The 18,312-nt window shown below is 29.9% G+C and carries 18 protein-coding genes and 4 pseudogenes; 18 read left to right on the forward strand and 4 right to left on the reverse strand.

The features are described 5' to 3' along the window. A partial coding sequence (locus tag KQI89_RS14455) for an NADPH-dependent FMN reductase family protein (RefSeq protein ID WP_425514092.1) occupies nucleotides 1-187 on the forward strand: 187 nt, incomplete at its 5' end. A 240-nt stretch (nucleotides 188-427) separates the two neighbouring features. Here KQI89_RS14455 and KQI89_RS18180 read toward each other — a convergent pair. Continuing rightward, a pseudogene (locus KQI89_RS18180) lies at nucleotides 428-618 on the reverse strand (IS256 family transposase); the annotation flags it as partial. Between the two features lie 1,455 nt (nucleotides 619-2,073). On the opposite strand from KQI89_RS18180, the gene KQI89_RS18070 reads away from it, so the two are divergent. From KQI89_RS18070 to KQI89_RS14510, 10 genes are all read left to right on the forward strand, one after another. Beyond that, on the forward strand, nucleotides 2,074-3,987 hold the full coding sequence (locus KQI89_RS18070) for a BglG family transcription antiterminator (RefSeq protein ID WP_216457652.1): 1,914 nt from the start codon (nucleotides 2,074-2,076) through the stop codon (nucleotides 3,985-3,987). A gap of 282 nt (nucleotides 3,988-4,269) precedes the next feature. Beyond that, nucleotides 4,270-4,578 carry a hypothetical protein gene (locus KQI89_RS14470; protein WP_216457653.1) on the forward strand — a complete coding sequence of 103 codons (309 nt, stop codon included), beginning with the start codon at nucleotides 4,270-4,272 and terminating at the stop codon, nucleotides 4,576-4,578. A 204-nt stretch (nucleotides 4,579-4,782) separates the two neighbouring features. Next, nucleotides 4,783-5,097: a PTS sugar transporter subunit IIB gene (locus KQI89_RS14475; protein WP_343216381.1), complete on the forward strand. Its 315-nt coding sequence runs from the start codon at nucleotides 4,783-4,785 to the stop codon at nucleotides 5,095-5,097. Between the two features lie 40 nt (nucleotides 5,098-5,137). Then, nucleotides 5,138-5,458 carry a PTS sugar transporter subunit IIA gene (locus KQI89_RS14480; RefSeq protein WP_216457655.1) on the forward strand — a complete coding sequence of 107 codons (321 nt, stop codon included), beginning with the start codon at nucleotides 5,138-5,140 and terminating at the stop codon, nucleotides 5,456-5,458. A 160-nt stretch (nucleotides 5,459-5,618) separates the two neighbouring features. Further along, complete coding sequence (locus KQI89_RS14485; protein WP_216457656.1) at nucleotides 5,619-6,989, forward strand: PTS sugar transporter subunit IIC; 1,371 nt, start codon at nucleotides 5,619-5,621, stop codon at nucleotides 6,987-6,989. Between the two features lie 21 nt (nucleotides 6,990-7,010). Next, nucleotides 7,011-8,363, forward strand: a complete 1,353-nt coding sequence (locus KQI89_RS14490) for a GH1 family beta-glucosidase (protein WP_216457657.1) — start codon at nucleotides 7,011-7,013, stop codon at nucleotides 8,361-8,363. Between the two features lie 196 nt (nucleotides 8,364-8,559). Continuing rightward, complete coding sequence (locus KQI89_RS14495; protein ID WP_216457658.1) at nucleotides 8,560-10,056, forward strand: rhamnulokinase; 1,497 nt, start codon at nucleotides 8,560-8,562, stop codon at nucleotides 10,054-10,056. Between the two features lie 14 nt (nucleotides 10,057-10,070). Continuing rightward, nucleotides 10,071-11,852 (forward strand): L-fucose isomerase, encoded by a 1,782-nt coding sequence (locus KQI89_RS14500; RefSeq protein WP_216457659.1) that lies wholly within the window; start codon nucleotides 10,071-10,073, stop codon nucleotides 11,850-11,852. Nucleotides 11,853-11,864: 12 nt separating this feature from the next. Beyond that, nucleotides 11,865-13,235 (forward strand): alpha-L-fucosidase, encoded by a 1,371-nt coding sequence (locus KQI89_RS14505; protein WP_216457660.1) that lies wholly within the window; start codon nucleotides 11,865-11,867, stop codon nucleotides 13,233-13,235. A gap of 67 nt (nucleotides 13,236-13,302) precedes the next feature. Beyond that, nucleotides 13,303-13,944: an L-fuculose-phosphate aldolase gene (locus KQI89_RS14510; protein WP_216457661.1), complete on the forward strand. Its 642-nt coding sequence runs from the start codon at nucleotides 13,303-13,305 to the stop codon at nucleotides 13,942-13,944. Between the two features lie 518 nt (nucleotides 13,945-14,462). Here KQI89_RS14510 and KQI89_RS18185 read toward each other — a convergent pair. Both KQI89_RS18185 and KQI89_RS18190 read right to left on the reverse strand, forming a co-directional pair. Continuing rightward, nucleotides 14,463-14,594: pseudogene (locus KQI89_RS18185) on the reverse strand (IS3-like element ISBce13 family transposase); the annotation flags it as partial. Nucleotides 14,595-14,613: 19 nt separating this feature from the next. Beyond that, nucleotides 14,614-14,748: an IS3 family transposase gene (locus KQI89_RS18190; protein WP_216457662.1), complete on the reverse strand. Its 135-nt coding sequence runs from the start codon at nucleotides 14,746-14,748 to the stop codon at nucleotides 14,614-14,616. 53 nt (nucleotides 14,749-14,801) lie between these two features. Between KQI89_RS18190 and KQI89_RS18195 the strand changes: the two genes are divergently transcribed. The 6 genes and pseudogenes from KQI89_RS18195 to KQI89_RS18075 form a co-directional block, all read left to right on the forward strand. Continuing rightward, on the forward strand, nucleotides 14,802-14,942 hold the full coding sequence (locus KQI89_RS18195; RefSeq protein ID WP_216457784.1) for an IS3 family transposase: 141 nt from the start codon (nucleotides 14,802-14,804) through the stop codon (nucleotides 14,940-14,942). Nucleotides 14,943-15,140: 198 nt separating this feature from the next. Next, nucleotides 15,141-15,704 carry a DUF4352 domain-containing protein gene (locus tag KQI89_RS14525; protein ID WP_216457663.1) on the forward strand — a complete coding sequence of 188 codons (564 nt, stop codon included), beginning with the start codon at nucleotides 15,141-15,143 and terminating at the stop codon, nucleotides 15,702-15,704. Between the two features lie 119 nt (nucleotides 15,705-15,823). Beyond that, nucleotides 15,824-15,952: a LexA family protein gene (locus KQI89_RS14530; RefSeq protein ID WP_216457664.1), complete on the forward strand. Its 129-nt coding sequence runs from the start codon at nucleotides 15,824-15,826 to the stop codon at nucleotides 15,950-15,952. A gap of 190 nt (nucleotides 15,953-16,142) precedes the next feature. Then, complete coding sequence (locus KQI89_RS14535; RefSeq protein WP_216457665.1) at nucleotides 16,143-16,379, forward strand: hypothetical protein; 237 nt, start codon at nucleotides 16,143-16,145, stop codon at nucleotides 16,377-16,379. 87 nt (nucleotides 16,380-16,466) lie between these two features. After that, a pseudogene (locus KQI89_RS14540) lies at nucleotides 16,467-16,742 on the forward strand (DUF3990 domain-containing protein); the annotation flags it as partial. Beyond that, a pseudogene (locus KQI89_RS18075) lies at nucleotides 16,735-17,067 on the forward strand (hypothetical protein); the annotation flags it as partial. The pseudogenes KQI89_RS14540 and KQI89_RS18075, both read left to right, overlap by 8 nt. A 112-nt stretch (nucleotides 17,068-17,179) precedes the next feature. On the opposite strand, the gene KQI89_RS18200 reads toward KQI89_RS18075, so the two are convergent. Beyond that, nucleotides 17,180-17,428: an IS3 family transposase gene (locus KQI89_RS18200; RefSeq protein ID WP_216457786.1), complete on the reverse strand. Its 249-nt coding sequence runs from the start codon at nucleotides 17,426-17,428 to the stop codon at nucleotides 17,180-17,182. A gap of 77 nt (nucleotides 17,429-17,505) precedes the next feature. Here KQI89_RS18200 and KQI89_RS14550 point away from each other — a divergent pair, with 77 nt between their 5' ends. Next, nucleotides 17,506-18,174: a flavodoxin family protein gene (locus tag KQI89_RS14550; RefSeq protein ID WP_216457666.1), complete on the forward strand. Its 669-nt coding sequence runs from the start codon at nucleotides 17,506-17,508 to the stop codon at nucleotides 18,172-18,174. Nucleotides 18,175-18,312 lie beyond the last annotated feature (138 nt).

Genomic DNA, 18,312 nt, shown 5'->3' on the forward strand with positions numbered 1-18,312 from the left:
TGTAAATGCTGATATTTCAACGCACTATGTAAGGACAGTTCTTTCATTTATGGGAATAACAGAATTACATGTTATAAAAGCTCAGGGGTTAGATATTAAAGGAAACCATAGAGCTAAAATAATTGAGGATGCAAAAGAAAACCTAAATAAATTTAGATCTTCTTGTATTAAATCTAATTTAAAGTAATATAAAGTAAATTAATCTAACATAAGTATAATTTTATTAAATACAGTTTTCACCATAAAAGAGAGAATAGATAGATTTGTGTAATTATCATTTTTGTCATTTAAATATTACTGGAAATTTTCATTTCCAGTAATATTTTTTTCTATTTAAGAAATACTAATAATGTTTTTTATTGTCATTTTTAATATCTCAATTAAATCGAATAGTATGCATAAAAATTATAAAAAGTACAGGCTTTTTTTAAGCTAATTCATCTTTTAGCTGATCTTCAAATATTATTGATAGCTCCCCAGTTATGAGTAGGTTGACTCCACTATTATCTCCATAGTAGCTAAATAAACACACTTATTTAAAGATTCATCAGTTGACGCCTTATAAACCTCCTTTAAATCCTTCATAAATGCTTTCTTATCCTTTGAAGCTATATATTTTTTAGCAATGATTATTTTATCTTTAATTGAGGGTTCGCTTTTTTTAACAAGTCCTTAAGAATTGCTATTTCTAAATCCTTTTCTCCCAGTATCTTTTTAAGAGTACCATTTTTTTGTGTAATTTCTGTTATCTCTTGTTTAAAGCCATTTTTCCATCAATTAAAGCTTTTCTTTCTGGTTTTACTTTTATGGTGTCTTTCTCTTTTGAATCCCTAATCCATGTAGTTATTGTCGATTTTGAAATTCTATCTTTTAGTTTACCATTAATAAAGGTGTTTTCTTATACGTTTTTTAGAATATTGAATAGTTACTCCAAAATAAAAAATGTAGTATATTGTTATAAAAGCAAGAATATTAGCATGTTTTTAAGAATTAAGAAGGAAAAATTATTATTGTGTAGAATGTAAATGTTAATATGATAGCATTTAATAAATAGTAATTCATAAAATCTAGTTAATAAATGTCAATAAAAAATAATTATTATTTCTATGAGTTTAAAAAAGGGTAACTCTAATAAATATTTTGACTAACTGTCAAAATATAAAGTTATTTTTATAGAATTATACTACGCAGCTAGGTCGCATTCCGTTTTGTGATAATTCTTTTGGTGTTCTCCTAGTGTGATGATTTCAAGCTCTTTTTCATCACGAAGGATAGCAAATACAATATTATAAACTTTATGAATAACAGTTTCAAGAGTCACCACTTTAGGCTTGTTCTGACCTTTCAAAAGATAGCAATCTGGAAGTACAGGTTGACATGCTAATTTTTCTACCATTAAACTTACTAGATTGTTTTGCCTATGGATCAAAATCAAAATAAACAAAAAGTTGTTTGGGTAATGGTATTATACTTGTTATTGGTATATGTAAGTACAAATGGAGTAGTCAGCTTGATAGAATCAATTATTTACTTTTTGGATGGATTTAAAAACACATCTGGAGAAGTAGATTTTTCCAATAAAGTTAATGCTGTATTTGTAGTGATTTTCGAAAAAATTTTCAAATATTGAAGAAATATCATTGGGAGTTCACCTTGAAGTTTATTTATATAAGCAGAATGGTTGTCCATCAGATCATAATATTCCCTTGAAAGAGTTCTTAAATTAAGGGCAAGGTACGATGGCATAAGGGAAATTTTCAAATCAATCTTTAAGCCTATTAAGATAGCTTTTTTTATTTTAGAAACAGCTAAGTTTAAGGAATTTAAATTAGAATGTAGGATTTTAAAGGGTTTTCCTACAAATGTTTGGTTGGAAAGTGCAATAGACATCTATCTTTGAAGGTTATACTTTATGAAAAGTCTAGAGTCTATCAGGAGCCATCAGATATATTAAATTGTAGGAGTAACATCTGATGAAGGAAGAGATCCCTCATCAGATGTTACTTATTTTAAAAATTTATTAAGAAAAGAATAGCACTTAGCGGCTATATCTTTATACTAGGAGGTATAAGGGTGTTTTCAAAGCGTCAAAAGCAAATTATATTATATTTAATTAAAGCAAATGAAGTAGTAACATCCAAATGGATTGCAAAGGAATTAGGTTTAAGTGATAGAACTATTAGAAATGAGATAAAACTTATGAAAGATGGTTGTTCTTTAATAGGGATATCCATTACATCAATACCAGGGAATGGTTACAAAATCAATATTGAAGATGAACAGTTATTCAAAAGTAAATTTGAAAAGTCTATAGGTAAAGAAGAGTATAATAGTACTATTGATTTTTCCTATAAAAAGAACCGAGTGGAATACTTAGTGAAGCGATTTTTATTGCAAAATAAAGGTGTAAAAATAGACGAACTGGTAGATGAACTTTTTGTGTCCAGATCTACCATACAGAAAGATTTAAAAGTGGTAAAGCAAATATTAAAGAAATATAAATTAAAATTAGTAAACCAACCTTATCGTGGCACATATGTTGAGGGAAATGAATATATGAAAAGGATTTGTTTATCCAATTATATATCTAATGATAGTGGTGTATTAAATGTTGATAACGAAACATTTAAATTATTTGAAAAAATTAAGGAGGTTATTATAGAAAAAGTAAATAAATATGAGGTGGAAATTTCAGATATAGCTCTTCATAATTTAACGACTCATATTATGGTAGCGTGTAAAAGAATTGAAGAAGATTCAATTGTAGAAAATTTAAACGATTATTTAGTAGAGAAGTATCCTTTGGAAAAGGGTGTAGCTCATGAAATTGTGCAGGAAGTTCAGGAGTATACTGGGTTAGTATTTTCTAGTTCGGAGATAGATTATATTATTCTTCATTTATTAGGTACTAAATTATTGTACAAAGATAATTTCATTGAAAATAAGGAATTCGATGATGCAAGAAGCATTGTTCAATGTATGTTAAAAAAATTAGAGACAGAATTTAATTGGCAATTAAAAGATGATAGAGAATTTATTCAAGCATTAACTTTACATATTCGTTCTGCTATAAATAGATTGAAATGTAGTATGAACATAAGAAATCCATTATTAAATGATATTAAAGTGAAATATCCTATTGCACTAGATGGGGCTATTATTGCTAGTAAATGTATAGAAGAATATCTGTCTTTAAATGTGGGGGAGAATGAGATTGCTTATATTGCTGTACATATTGCTGCTGCGTTAGAGCGAATTGAGATGACGCAAAATAAAATAAAAAAAGTTATAATTGTATGTGCTTCTGGAGTTGGGAGTGCAAAATTGTTGTTTTATCATTTAAAAAAAATATTTGCACATGAATTAGAAATTGTAGATTCAATTAATTATTACGAATTAAGAGAATACAATTTATCCTCAATTGATTTTATAATTAGTACTATTCCAATCAAAGAACCTATAGGAATACCTGTGCAAGTAGTTAAAACTTTTTTAGAAGAAGAAGATATAGATAACATTAAAAGTAAAATATATTTAGGACCAGAACATAAAACATCACTTTTTTTGCATCATTCCAGGGTTTTTATTCATAAAGAATTTGATAATAAGGAAAGTGTTTTGCGATTTATGTGTGAAGAATTATATAAACAGGGATTGGTACCAAAAAATTATATAAATTTAGTATTAGAAAGAGAAGCAGTAGCATCTACTGGTTTTGGGAATTTAGTAGCTATTCCGCATCCAATAAAACCAGTAACAGAAGAAGCATTTTGGACTATATGTACGTTAAAACAGCCAATCTTATGGGAGAATGATCAGATGGTGCAATTTATATGTTTATTGAATACTCCTAAAGAGGTAAAAGAAAATCTTAATAATATGTATGAGAAGTTGATTTTTGTTATAGAAGATAAAATGTTTGTTGAAAAAATAATTAAAAGTGATTCTGTGGATGAAATTATTAATATTTTAGATACTGGTATATAGGATAGCTATTTTTATAATGTATCAAGCGTGTTGCTATACAAAAAATGAAATTTAAAACATATAAAATGAGGTCATCTATGTTAAAATGATTTGTCACAACACAAATCAGAATAAGGAGAATAACCTCATGAAAAAGAGCAACACGATAATAGACATAATGTAAGTACTTTTAACTAAAGAAGAAGTTAAGGAAGTTTGTGATGCCTTAGAATACAAAGATACTTCTGAAAAATTAACTATATATTATTTAATTAAATTTTTGTAGCGGCAGCTATTGGTGAATTGAAAAGCTTTAGGTATGGTGCTGAAAATAGCCATAAATATGGATTAGAAACAGTAGATTATCCTACTATTTCTAAAAAATCTAACAATGTAGATTACATAATTACTAAAAAGCTTCTTGATATTTTAGTAAAAAAGTGCAATCGTGATACTCAAGGAATTTTAAAATTACCTAAAGATTTGTTGGCTATTGATTCAACAACAATTACTGTTGGAGAAACTCGTTTAAAATGGACAAAATATAGGGTACAACGTTCTGGAGTAAAACTACATGTAGCATTTAATGTTAATCAAATGATGTCTGTCTAAATAGAAGAAACAATAGTAAGGATAATAATGTGTTGAAAGTATTGGATAATCAATACGCTTGATAATATATGTATTAAATTTTTTATTTCATTAAGGTAAACGTTTCCGCAACTCAACGGAAAAACATTGAGTTCAAAGTAGAATATTTATAAGTTATACTAAGACCATAAGATAAACTAATATAAGATGATAAGGAGAATGTATATGAAAACTATTATGTTGGTATGTGCAGGTGGGATGAGTACAAGTTTATTAGTAAACAAAATGAAAAAGACTGCTGAAGAACGAAATATAGATGTAGATATTTTTGCAGTTTCAGCTCCGGAAGTTGATAATGCAATAGAAAAGAAAAATGTTGATGTAGTATTGTTAGCTCCACAAGTAAAATATATGAAAAATCAATTTGAAAGTAAGTTAAAAGAAAAAAATATTTGTATGGATGTGATTAATATGCAATATTATGGAATGATGAATGGAGAGAGAATACTAGAACAAGCTTTGGAATTAATTGATATGTAAGAGTTACTAATTAAAACTTTCGTAAGTGGGTGAATATACAATGGTAGACGAAAATATGGATATGATTGCTTTTTCAATTATAAGTAATGTAGGTAATGCAAAAAGCTTAGTCATGGAGGCTTTTTATGCTGCAAAAGAAGGGGATTTTAATTTAGCAGAAGAGAAATTGGAGGAGTCAAAACAATATTTTTTAGAAGGTCATAAAGTTCATGCATCATTAATACAAAAGGAGGCAAATGGAGAAAAAGTACAAGTATCACTTATATTAATGCATGCTGAAGATCAATTGATGAGTACTGAAACCATTGCAGAATTAGTTAAAGAGATGATAGAAATGTATAAAAGGTTTGACACTAAGTAAATTACAAAGTAGTAGGGGGTGTAGAGGAAAAGACGAAATTATAATTTACAGAATATTCAAAATATATAAATGAAAAATATTATAAGTTCATCAGGGACTTTTCCCTCATTTTAATAAATATATGAATATCGTAATTATAAAGAATTGGAGGTATGTACAAATGAGTCAAAAAAGTACTATTATGTCTAAATTTACAAAGTACTTAGAAGAGAAATTAGTGCCAATAGGGGAGAAAATATCATCCCAAAGACATCTTAGAGCAATAAGGGATGGAATGGTGGCAGCAACACCACTAACATTACTTGGAGGAGCAATTTTAATTATAAGTTCTCCACCAGTAAATCTTGAGGTAATAAAGCCAACAAATTTTTTCTATAAGTTTTTAATTACTTGGAAGAAATTCGCAATGGAAAATGGGATGAATTTAGAGTTGCCCTTTAGAATGTCTATGGGGATAATGGCACTTTTCATAGCTATTGCTATTTCGTATAGTTTGGCGAAATCCTATAATATAGATCCCCTTGGCTCTCTTATCGTTTCAGCTGTTACATTTTTAGTAGTAGCTGCGCCATCTAATTTGGGAGTAATGTCTAAAACTATTGGTAAGGACATGGTTGGAGCTAAAATTTTAGAAAATCAATCCATACTGATTCCATCGCATTTTCTTGGCGCAGAAGGAATTTTTACCGCTATTATTATTGCTATTATAACAACTGAGATAACACGTATATTGAAACAAAAAGGATTTGTTATTAAAATGCCAGATTCTGTACCGCCAGCAATAATGGCGTCTTTTGAATCTATTATTCCCTTAGCCGTATCTGTTATTCTTTTTTTCCTTGTTAGTTTAGGTATTGAATCAATATCAGGTATGCTTATCCCTGAATTAATCATGAAGGCAATACATCCATTAGTAGGTGCTGTAGATTCACCTGGTGGAATTATTGTAATATCTATACTTACTCAATTATTATGGGTAGTAGGATTACATGGATCTAGTATTGTAACTGGTGCTGTTGGTGTGTTTGAATTAGGAAATTTAGCCAATAATGCTAATCTAGTATCATTAGGTAAAGAGGCTGCGTTTATTTATACAGAACCTTTCCGAGCATTTTTTATGATAATAGGTGGGGCAGGAGCAACCATGGGATTAGTTATATTATTATTAAGAAGTAAATCAGCTCAATTAAAGAATTTGGGGAAATTAGCCATTATACCTTCTATTTTCAATATTAATGAACCAATTATATTTGGAGTACCGCTAGTTTTAAATCCTATTCTTGCTATACCATTTGTTATAGTTCAAATAGTAAATGGTTTAATAGCATATGGAGTTATGAAGATGGGTATTTTAGGAAAGACGTACTTAGCAGTACCATGGACTACTCCATCACCAATAGGCGGGTTTTTAGCAACTATGGATTATAAGGCACCTATTATTATTATATTACTTATAGTGTTGGATATTATAATATGGTACCCGTTTTTTAAAGCGTATGAAAAACAGTTGCTTGAAGTAGAGAGTAAATAATATTAAAAAGGAGATAGTGAAATGAAATTAGAATTTCCAAAGGATTTTCTATGGGGATCGGCAACAGCTTCTTATCAAGTTGAAGGGGCTGTTCACCAGGATGGAAAGGGAATAACATCATGGGATGAATACTACCATATGCCAAATAGGGAGTACAATGGTGATATTTCTACTGATCACTATAATAGATTTAAGGAAGATATTAAATTAATGAAACAAATTAATCAAAAGACTTATCGTTTCTCCGTTTCCTGGGCACGAATATTACCAAATGGTAAGGGGGAAATCAATAAAAAAGGATTGCAATTTTATGATGATTTAGTAGAAGAATTACTAGAAAATAATATTGAACCGAACTTAACACTGTATCATTGGGATATGCCCCAGACGCTTATGGAAACTGGTGGTTGGTTAAATAGAGAAAATATTAGTCATTTTGAAAATTATGCAAAGATTTTATTTTCACATTTTAGAGGTCGTGTAAAACTGTGGTCAACAATAAATGAACCTGCGTCTGAGGTTATTGAAGGTTATATTCAAGGGACACATCCTCCATTAAGAAAAAATTATTCAGAAGCTTTACAGGTTGCTCATCATTTTAATTTGGCACACGCTAAAGTTGTTAAGCTTTTTAAAGAAATGAATATGGAGGGGAAAATAGGTATAGCATTAAATCCATTACCTATTCATCCGGCATCTGATAAAGAAGAAGATAAAGTTGCAGCAGAAAAAGCCTATGCATTTCATTCTGATTGGTATATTGCTCCAATTATGGCAGGTAAGTATCCTGAAAAAATGTTTAAAGAATGTCAAAGAAAATATAAATCACCGCGTATTCAACCGGGAGATATGGAGCTTTTAAGAGATGCTAAAGTAGATTATTTAGGAATTAATTATTATATGAGAAAGGTTGTTGCTCATAATCCTGATTCTACTGGCAATATTGATGATACATTTAAATATGTTCGAGTAAAAGATGGGAACTATACTGACTGGGGATGGGAAATATACCCAGAAGGATTATATGAACTTTTAAGTAAGATTCAAGATGATTATGGTGAAATTGACTTTTATATCACTGAAAACGGTATGGGCTTTTATGATAAAGAACAAGAGAATGGTGAAATTATTGATAATGATAGATTAGATTACATAAAACAACATATTATTCAAGTGCATCGTTGCTTGAAAGATGGTATTTCTGTAAAAGGTTATTATGTTTGGTCCGCCATAGATCTATTATCTTGGACTAGTGGTTTTGAAAAAAGATATGGATTAATCAAAGTGGATTTTAAAACATTAGAAAGAAGTATCAAAAAAAGTGGTGTCTGGTATGCTAAATTTATAGCTGATAATTTTATGGAATGCAATTAATCAATAAAAATAGATACTCTTTTATTATTGAATCTTAAACTTATACATTAAAATATAGCTAATCTAGAATTGCAAAATTGGATTTTTAACTAGATTAGCTTATTCTTTTTATATTTAATAGGAGCATACTATAAATTTGTTATATAGATTATTTTTTAGAGGACAGAATAAATTAAATATGAAAAAAGGTGATTTTATGAAAAAGGTCTTAGCTATTGATATGGGTGCTACTTCTATAAGAGGTGTAATAGGCTATATAAATGAAAAGAAAATAGTATTAGAAGAAGTGATGAGATTTAGACATAGTATTATAGAAGTTGATGGAAGATTGCGTTGGGATTGGAACAAGATAAAATCTAATATTATTGATATTTTGTTGAATTCACAATGTCAGAATTTAAGCAGTGTTTCTGTAGATACATGGGGAGTGGATTTTGGATTACTTGATAAAGAGGGAGAGCTTTTAGAGTGTCCCTTATCTTATAGAGATCCTAGAAATACAGAATTTTTAAAAAAAACATTAAAAAAAATATCACCTATGTGCTTATATAAAATCACAGGTAATCAAATAATGGCCATTAATACTTTATTTCAGTTAGAGGCTATTCGTAATAATAATATAGAGCTTTTTCATAAAATTTATAAAGTAGTGTTATTGCCTGATTTGATAAATTACTATTTCACAGGAAAAATATATGCTGAAAAAACTATAGCTTCTACAACGCAACTGTTTGATCAAAACAATAAGACATGGAATTATGAATTAATTAAGAATTTAGGATACAACGAAAATATATTTCCTAAAGTTATGGAAAACTGTGAAATAATAGGGAATACAAAAGAGTCACCTATAGAAGTTCTTAATAATATGGATCTTCAGGTTGTTTCTATAGCCTCTCATGATACTGCAAGCGCTGTGGCAACTACAAGAGCTTTTTATGATGAAAAGTGTATGTTTTTATCTTGTGGAACTTGGTCGTTGCTTGGAGTATGCACTGATAAGCCTGTTATAAATAAATATACGTTTGATAATCAATTAACGAACGAAATTGGGTTAAATAATAAGAATTTATTTTTTAAGAATATAACGGGATTATACTTTCTTGAAAGAACTATAGAAGAGTTAGAAAGTATAAAAGAATACACATATGCTGAAATTAGTGAAATTGTAGATAAAAGTTCTGAATTTAAATCTATTATATATATGGAGGCAGATTCAGTTGGGGTAAATGATAAAGTAAGTGATTATATAAGAGAATATGCACAAAAAACTAATCAATATATACCAAAAACTGATGGTGAAATATTTAGAATCATTTATGAAAGTTTGGCTTTTAGATATTATGATGCAATTCAAGATATAGAAGAATGTCAAAACACTATATATGATTCAATTCAAATTATAGGAGGCGGCTCTAAGTCTAATGTGCTTTGTCAAATGACTGCTGATATTACAAATAAAACTGTTGTGGCAGGACCTGTTGAGGCTACTGCATTAGGTAATGTAGTAACTCAATTGATTAAATTAGGTGAGATATCTGATGTTAGACAAGCACATGATTTAATAATAAACTCTTTTGAATATAAGATTTATAAACCTAAAAATCACCATAGATGGATGAGAGCGTATGAAAAATATAAAACTTTAAAGAAAGAATTTTTTATGTTAAATAGTAATAATATTTCGAATTAATTGAGGAGGGTATTATGAATAATCCAAAGATAGGAATTAGACCAACAATTGATGGTAGATGGGGCGGTGTTAGAGAAAGCTTAGAAGAACAAACAATGGGAATGGCAAGGGCGGCTAAAGAACTAATAGAAAGTAATTTGAGATATGCTAATGGAGAAAAGGTAGAGTGTATTATTTCAGAGACAACTATAGGAGGTGGTGCAGAAGCAGCAAAATCTGAAGCATTATTTAGGGCTAACAATGTTGTTGCTACTCTTACTGTAACTCCTTGTTGGTGCTATGGTACGGAAACAATGGATTTAGACCCAAGCACTATTAAAGCCGTTTGGGGGTTTAATGGTACAGAAAGACCTGGTGCAGTATATTTGGCAGCAGTAATGGCTGCTTATGCACAAAGAGGGATACCTGCTTTTTCAATCTATGGGGCACAAGTACAAGATAATGGAGATAAAGATATTCCAGAAGATGTGAAGGAAAAAATCTTAAGGTTTGCAAAAGGTGCTATAGCTGTTGGAACTATGCGAGGTAAGTCTTATATAAATCTTGGAGCTGTTGCTATGGGCATTGAGGGGTCTAATATAGACGCTGCTTTTTTTCAAAAGTACTTAGGTATGAGATGCGAATGGGTTGATATGACAGAGATATTAAGAAGAATTACTCTTGAAATTTATGATCATGAAGAATATGAAAAAGCTCTAGCGTGGATAAAAGAAAATTGTAAAGAAGGATATGATGTTAACTCTGGCAAGGTATTTCCTGAAATAATTAAAAAATCAAAGGTTATAGCTCCAGAGAAGGATTGGGAGTTTATAGCAAAACATGCTATTATCGTGAGAGATATTTTAGAAGGTAACTCAAAGTTAGCTAAAATGGGATGGCATGAAGAGGCCTTGGGAAGAAATGGACTTGCAGGGGGATTCCAAGGTCAAAGAATGTGGACTGATTGGCTTCCAAATGGAGATTTTACTGAAGCGATATTATGTTCAAGTTTTGATTGGAACGGAGCAAGAAAACCAATACCTTTTGCAACGGAAAATGATACCTTAAACGGTGTAGCTATGATGCTGGGATTTTTAGTAACAAATAAAGCACCACTATTTTCAGATGTTAGAACATATTGGTCACCAGAATCTGTAGAACGAGTTGCTGATAAAAAACTTACAGGACTTGCAAAGAATGGTATAATTCACTTGATTAACTCTGGAGCCACAGCTTTAGATGGAACAGGAGCAGCTAAAGATGAGAATGGAAATGGAGTTATTAAGGAATGGTGGAATTTAACTGGTGAAGATATAAAAGATTGTTTAGATAAAACTGATTGGTGCAGGGCAAATTATGAATACTTTAGAGGTGGTGGATTTTCTTCACATTTCAAAACAGAGTCTGAAATGCCAATAACTATGATAAGGGTTAATATTGTTGAAGGAGTTGGACCAACCTTACAAATAGCAGAAGGACATACTGTGATTCTTGATGATGATATACATAAAATATTAGATCATAGAACAGATAGGACTTGGCCAACTACTTGGTTTGCACCAAGAATAGGTGCCAAAGGTTTTGAAACAGTATATGATGTTATGGCTAAATGGGGAGCTAATCATGGGGCATCAGTATATGGACATGTAGGAAGAGATTTGATAACTCTTGCCAGTATGTTAAGAATTCCAGTCTCTCTGCATAATATTGAAGATGTTGACATATTTAGACCACATTCATTTGGTGGATTTGGAACGAAAGATTTAGAAAGTGCAGATTATAGGGCTTGTGCAAGTTATGGCCCATTATATAAATAGCGGAGGTATAAGATGGAAGAGAAGAAATATTTACCTAACTGGGAATCATTAGATGGTAGGGAGATGCCTCAATGGTTTAATAATGCTAAATTTGGTATTTTTGTTCATTGGGGAGTTTATTCAGTTCCTGCATGGAGAAAATTAAATGATGAAAGATTTGGATCATATGCTGAATGGTATTATGCAAGCGTATATAGCGATTATAAGAATAATAATGATGATTTTCATGAAAGAATATATGGAAAACACTTTGAATATAGAGAGTTTGCTAAAAATTTCAATGCAGAATTATTTGATCCAGAATTATGGGCAGATATGTTTTATAACGCAGGAGCGAAATATGTGGTGTTAACATCAAAACACCATGAAGGATATTGTTTATGGCCAACTTCAAACAAGCATAAGGTTAATTGGAGAGTAACTGATGTTGGCCCAAATAGGGATATTCTTGGTGATTTATCTCAGGCAGTAAGAAATAAAGGAATGGAAATGGGTGTTTATTATTCTATAATAGATTGGGAAACTAATAAAAGCCATAGACCTGATAGTGGATATTTTGTACCAGAAAAGGATAGAAAGAAATATGGTATAGAGGAATCAAAATATGTTGATGAAATATTAATACCTCAATTAAAAGAATTAGTTAATATTTATAAACCATCTTTGATTTTTACAGATGGTGGAGAATGGGACTTAACAGAAGAAGAAAGTAAAGTTAAAGAATTTATGGCGTGGCTTTATAACAACGCTTCTAATAAAGATGAGGTTGTTATGAATGATAGATTTTGTGTTGGTATGCCTGGAAATCATGGAGATTATTATAGCACAGAATATAGAGATATAGACGGATTTGAAAATATTCATCCATGGGAAGAGAGTAGGGGCATAGGCAAATCATATGGATTTAATAGGGCAGAGAATCTAGAAAGTTATAATACTTCCGAAGAACTAATACATGAATTGGTGGATATTGTATCAAGAGGTGGTAATCTTCTATTAAACGTAGGACCTACAGCTGACGGTAGAATTCCAGTAATACAACAACAAAGGTTACATGATATAGGTCAGTGGCTAAAAGTTAATGGAGAATCAATTTATTCAACAAGACCCTCAAAAGTGTTAAAATCTGAGGAAACAAATATTTATTTTACAAAGAATGAGGATAATAAATGTATATATTGTATTTTAAGTAAATGGTACGATGAAAATGTAACTATTTATTCTAATGAAAAAGTTAGCGTTAAGAGTATAAAGCTTTTAAGTTATGAAGGAGACATATCATTTGATCAAAATGAGAACAAAATTATTATTAAAACTCCTATAATAACTCCTAATACATATAATAACAAATATGCACATGTGTATAAAATAGAATTAGATTAATTATGTAAAACTAATCTATAAAAGACGGTATAGAATCTTTTCAGTAATTAAGGAAGGAAGAAAAACTATGTTAATGGAGAAGGAAAGACTAGAGCTTATAGAATTTGGAAAAAAGATGGTAAATTGCAATTTAACAAAAGGAACTGGTGGAAACTTAAGTGTTTATAATAGGGAAAAGGGTATGGTAGCCATAACACCATCAGGAATTGATTTTTTTGAAATTAAACCTGAAGATATTGTAATTTTGGATATTGACGGAAATATACTAGAAGGTAATAAGAAACCATCAAGTGAATTAGACATGCATATGATATTTTATAGAAATAGAGAAGATATAAATTCAGTGATTCATGCACATACAACTTATACTACGGTTCTAGCATGTTTAAGATGGGATTTGCCAGCAACTCATTATATGATTGCTGTTGCAGGTAAAGATGTGAGATGTGCTGATTATGCAACATTTGGTAGTAAGGAATTAGCGGAAAATGCATATGAAGGAATGAAGGATAGGAAGGCTGTAATCTTAGCTAATCACGGAATATTAGCGGGGAGCACAGATTTAGCTAATGCTTTTAATATAGTTGAAGAGATTGAATATTGTTCAGAAATTTATTATAGAGCAAAAAGCATAGGTAACCCTACTATATTAGATAATAATGAAATGAAATTGATGGATGAGAAATTCAAGTCTTATGGACAAAAATAAATATATTAGGGTAAAATTAAAAAGGTAAGGTCAATAAAGGACATTTTCAAACATATATAGATCACTTAATATAATAGTAATTGTAGATACTTGAAAAATATAGCCAATTAAGTAGGTGTATTCTGCTTAGTTGGCTATTTTATTTTTATATGAGGAAAAGAAATTAGTAAAATTACGAATTGTTTATGTAAAAAAGTGCAATGATTAAGTCGCGCCTCAAAGTTAAGGAAGGGATTAGGTGTTGATTAAAAGTTTCTTTGTATATTTTTTACAATAAATATATTATAATGTGAGCATAGTGAATGTAAAAAGTTAGGGAAATTTGAGAGTAATAAATGCCTCAATAAAAATCATGAATGTGTAGCAAAGCATACTATAAGAGGTATTGGATCTATGTCAACATCTTAGACAGGATTTTCCGAACGAAGTTAAGAAACTTTCTTAAATCTATCTTCACATCACTCAGAGGTTATATAGCTAATGCTGCTATGGATTCTTTTTCTGTTATATAAAGATTATATGTACTCAAAGATTGCTAAGTGGGCAACATTAAAGTCATAATATGTTACTAGGTTTACCTCCTCTTTTTTAGTGAGGTATTAAAAGACTCAATACAGGCTATCATAAGGACAATCTTTAGCACTAAATGAATGAGTGAAAATTTTAGACTCAGATATATATTAATCTATATGTTCTTTTTACACTTATTTTTATAGCTTCTGCATCTAGCGCTTGTTGTATCTTTGGTGCTCCGTAACGTCCCTTACTAACGTTGTATATGTCAAGGATTTTTTCTTTAAGCATCTTATTTTCTTTTGATCTATTGTTATCCTTGTGCTTAAGATGTATATGGATCTATAAAAATTACTAAAGCTATAAATAAAGAAAGTAAGAAACATATTAATCATAAAAGAATAGAACGTATCATGCAGGAAAATGGCATAAAATCAAAGGTTTCAAAGAAATTTAAAGTTACTATTAACAATGAAATAATATGATAATCTACGAAAAAGCTAGAAATAACGAGTTTAAGGTGGCTAGTTTATTGGGGAAAGGGCAGATGTATTAAAAATAAGTAGTAGAGGGTAGTTCTTAGGGTTTCTTAAGAGCTATCTTCTTTTTAACACAATTATGGACAAATTGTAAAATTATTGTTACAATGTAAGTGAATTTGAATTTATGGGAGGGATTTGGGTATGAAGAAACCAATATATAAGAAATGGTGGTTTTGGGTTATTGTTGTTATAGTTATAGCTGGAATAGGAGGTTCTGCCGGAAATAAGAAAGATGAACCTAAAAAAGTAGATGAAGCTACTTCAGCAAAAACAGAGGATAAAAAGAAAGATGATAAGAAGAAAAAAGAACCACAAGTATTCAATGTAGGTGATGTGGTAGAATTAAAAGATTTTAAAGTTACTGTAAATAAAGTATATACAGTAGAAGGAAATGAATTTTCTAAACCTAAAGAGGGAAATGAATTCTTAGCTGTAGATTGTACAGTGGAAAATATATCAGATAGTGAAAAAACAATCTCTTCCATTATTATGTTTAAAGTTGTTGATAAAGACGGAAGAGCTGTAGAATATTCTATTATGGGTCAAACTGCGGCTAAAGCTGGGCAAATGGATGGGACAGTAGGCGCAGGGAGAAAGCTAACAGGAGCTTACGTAGTAGAAGTGCCAAAAGGAACTACAGGATTAGAATTAGAATTTGATAGTTCTTTCTTATCTAGTGGACAAATAGTGATTAAATTAAATTAAATTAAATTAAATTAAAACAAAAATAACCTCGGTTAATCCGGGGTTGTTTTTTATACTTTATATGCGAATATATATTCGATATAATGGGTATAGGAAATATAAATAGTGAGGTGAGATTTATGGAACTAACTAAAAAAGAGCAAAATATTTTAAACACAATAAATAACTACATAAAGCAAAATGAAATACCGCCTACAATAAGGAAATTAGGAGATATAACTGGATTGAAATGTACATGGCTAAGATAAAAGATAAAGGGCAGAGGGAGCATTATAAGAGCTTTATGAAATACATGCTGCTATAAGTAATGATGAGGAAGATAAGTTAAAAGAAATAGAAGAAATATTACTAAATGGTGGAGATGTTAGTAAAGTATTGTAATATATTCCTAATGTACTGTATAATGATATTATATATTGCATTTGAGAGGGAATTATAATGAAATGTCTTAAATGTGGAAGTGAAAATGTTAATGTGCAAGCAGTAACACATGTTAAAAATAAAAAGCATGGTGTTATTTATTGGTTATTTATTGGATGGTGGTTAGAATTAATAATGTGGCTATTCTTAACATTACCATGGTTAATTATTAAAATATTTAAACCTAAAAAAATAAGAAGTAAAATACATAGTCAAGCGGTTTGTCAGACATGTGGCAAAACTTGGAGAGTTTAAGCACCTATGTTAGGTGCTTTTATTATGTATAAAAATAATATAATAAAAAAGAAGCTAGTAAATAATCATATGTAATATGTAATTAAAGTTAAAATATTAAAATTTGAGAATATGACTGATGAATGGTTAGATTTTATTGCAGCTTGTAGAAGTGGATTTGTACATGATTATGATATAGTAGAAGGCCCAATGGCAGATGATATTGTTTGGAATTATGTAAATGATTTTTTAGATGGAGACATTACTAGAAAAGTTTTTTGGGAGTTAGCAAAGTTTAAATATCCTACTCATCAAATAAGCCTTCATACTTTAAAAGCGTTAGACTGTCTTAAATTTGAAAGGATTGAAATTATAAATGAATGATACTGAAAAAATAAATTATTTTATGTTTGTTCAATCATAGAATTTATAGGAAGAAAGACGAAAAATAGAAGATCAACTATTGTAAAAATACTTGGAAAGAAGGAACTAAATAGGCAACTAGAACTTGCTGATGTTAATCATTGTTTATCATTTGAGCAAGTAGCAGATGAGATAATAGAGTATTTTAATATCCAAGAAGGTGATTTTGATTCAGTAGGGTTGCTTATGCAAATATAAGGTACCAAGCTTCCAAGCAATAGGCAAAGAATATCAAAGATTAATAATAGATGTAAGTTCAGAACAATATAATATAGTAGATGTGCTATTAGCGTTCACTTCATAGCATGCCCTATTATTTTTCTAATATAAAGATCCATAACTGAAGCTAAATATTACCAGCCATCTTTAATTGTGTGGATGTAGATTATGGCAGTAACTCATTTCTCAGTAATAGTGTTAGTAGAGAAATCTCCTTTTAAAACGTTTTCTTTACCCTCTGTTTTGCTTTTACTTGTTGCAGATTTAAACCTTTTTACAACTATAGATTTTATGACTAACTTATTCATAAAGCGCTGAGTTCTATTTAGACTTATAACTATACCTTTACCCCTAAGTGTCTTATTTATCCTTGGTGCTCCGTAAGCTTTATCGCTTTCTTCAATGATGATTACAAGTATAAAAGGAATTTACAAATAATTGAATGGAATCATAAAGGATAAGTAATTAAGCAAGAATAATAGTGTGAGATAAGGAGATGGGAAAAATGGGTGTTGTCTGTATGTCTGCTTCAAATATAAAGCACTCAAAAAATAATGGTACTTCAATAAAAGCATGCAAACTAGTGAAAAAAATAATAAATAAAAGAGGAGCAAATAGTATAGATGTTGAGATAATTTCACTTGTTGATTATGATCTTAAGCCTTGTATTGGATGCGGAGAATGTTTTTATAGTGATAATTGTGTCTATGATAATGATTTTAATCATATTTATAGTACAATAGTAAAAGCAGATGCCTTATTCATTGTTTCTGCTCATTATGCTCCGATACCAGCAAAACTATCAATTTTTCTTGAAAAAGTAGAGCAACTTGCATTTTTGAAGAGATTTAATGATGAAAATTATCGTTCTCCATTATTTGATAAACCAGTGGGGCTCATATGCCATGGTGGAGGCACTGAGGAATTAATAAAATATTATAAAAGCCTTGTTTTAGATCCAATTTATAATGCCTTATCATATCCAGTAGAGATGAAGATTATTGGAGTTAGCAAAGAGCAGCACAATGGAGTTGCTTTTCCTGTAAAAAGTATAAAAAAAATTGAAGAGTCAATATTCCCGGTACAAGAGTATGATTGGAATGATATAGAAAATAGATTAGAACCATTAGTAGATAATGTAATTAAACAAATAAAAGTTGGGAAGAGATCTTGAATAAATTTTCCTCCTATGAGGGAAAGGTAGTGAATTTTTGTAAGGAAAATTAGATAAAAAGGCATCAGTTTTATAACCAAAGACGAAGATAAAGAACCTATCATCATATATGACTACCAAAAGACAGGATTTAGCTCT

This window comes from Clostridium simiarum (assembly GCF_018919175.1).
GTDB classification, from domain to species: domain Bacteria; phylum Bacillota; class Clostridia; order Clostridiales; family Clostridiaceae; genus Clostridium_L; species Clostridium_L simiarum.

Excerpts from the sequence above, each read along its gene's own strand:
- KQI89_RS14525 (WP_216457663.1), top strand. The coding sequence starts at position 15,141 with ATGAAGAAACCAATATATAAGAAATGGTGGTTTTGGGTTATTGTTGTT.
- KQI89_RS14485 (WP_216457656.1), top strand. The coding sequence starts at position 5,619 with ATGAGTCAAAAAAGTACTATTATGTCTAAATTTACAAAGTACTTAGAA.
- KQI89_RS14530 (WP_216457664.1), top strand. The coding sequence starts at position 15,824 with ATGGAACTAACTAAAAAAGAGCAAAATATTTTAAACACAATAAATAAC.
- KQI89_RS14550 (WP_216457666.1), top strand. The coding sequence starts at position 17,506 with ATGGGTGTTGTCTGTATGTCTGCTTCAAATATAAAGCACTCAAAAAAT.
- KQI89_RS14490 (WP_216457657.1), top strand. The coding sequence starts at position 7,011 with ATGAAATTAGAATTTCCAAAGGATTTTCTATGGGGATCGGCAACAGCT.
- KQI89_RS14505 (WP_216457660.1), top strand. The coding sequence starts at position 11,865 with ATGGAAGAGAAGAAATATTTACCTAACTGGGAATCATTAGATGGTAGG.
- KQI89_RS14500 (WP_216457659.1), top strand. The coding sequence starts at position 10,071 with ATGAATAATCCAAAGATAGGAATTAGACCAACAATTGATGGTAGATGG.
- KQI89_RS14480 (WP_216457655.1), top strand. The coding sequence starts at position 5,138 with ATGGTAGACGAAAATATGGATATGATTGCTTTTTCAATTATAAGTAAT.
- KQI89_RS14475 (WP_343216381.1), top strand. The coding sequence starts at position 4,783 with ATGAAAACTATTATGTTGGTATGTGCAGGTGGGATGAGTACAAGTTTA.
- KQI89_RS14495 (WP_216457658.1), top strand. The coding sequence starts at position 8,560 with ATGAAAAAGGTCTTAGCTATTGATATGGGTGCTACTTCTATAAGAGGT.
- KQI89_RS14535 (WP_216457665.1), top strand. The coding sequence starts at position 16,143 with ATGAAATGTCTTAAATGTGGAAGTGAAAATGTTAATGTGCAAGCAGTA.
- KQI89_RS18190 (WP_216457662.1), bottom strand. The coding sequence starts at position 14,748 with ATGCTTAAAGAAAAAATCCTTGACATATACAACGTTAGTAAGGGACGT.
- KQI89_RS14510 (WP_216457661.1), top strand. The coding sequence starts at position 13,303 with ATGTTAATGGAGAAGGAAAGACTAGAGCTTATAGAATTTGGAAAAAAG.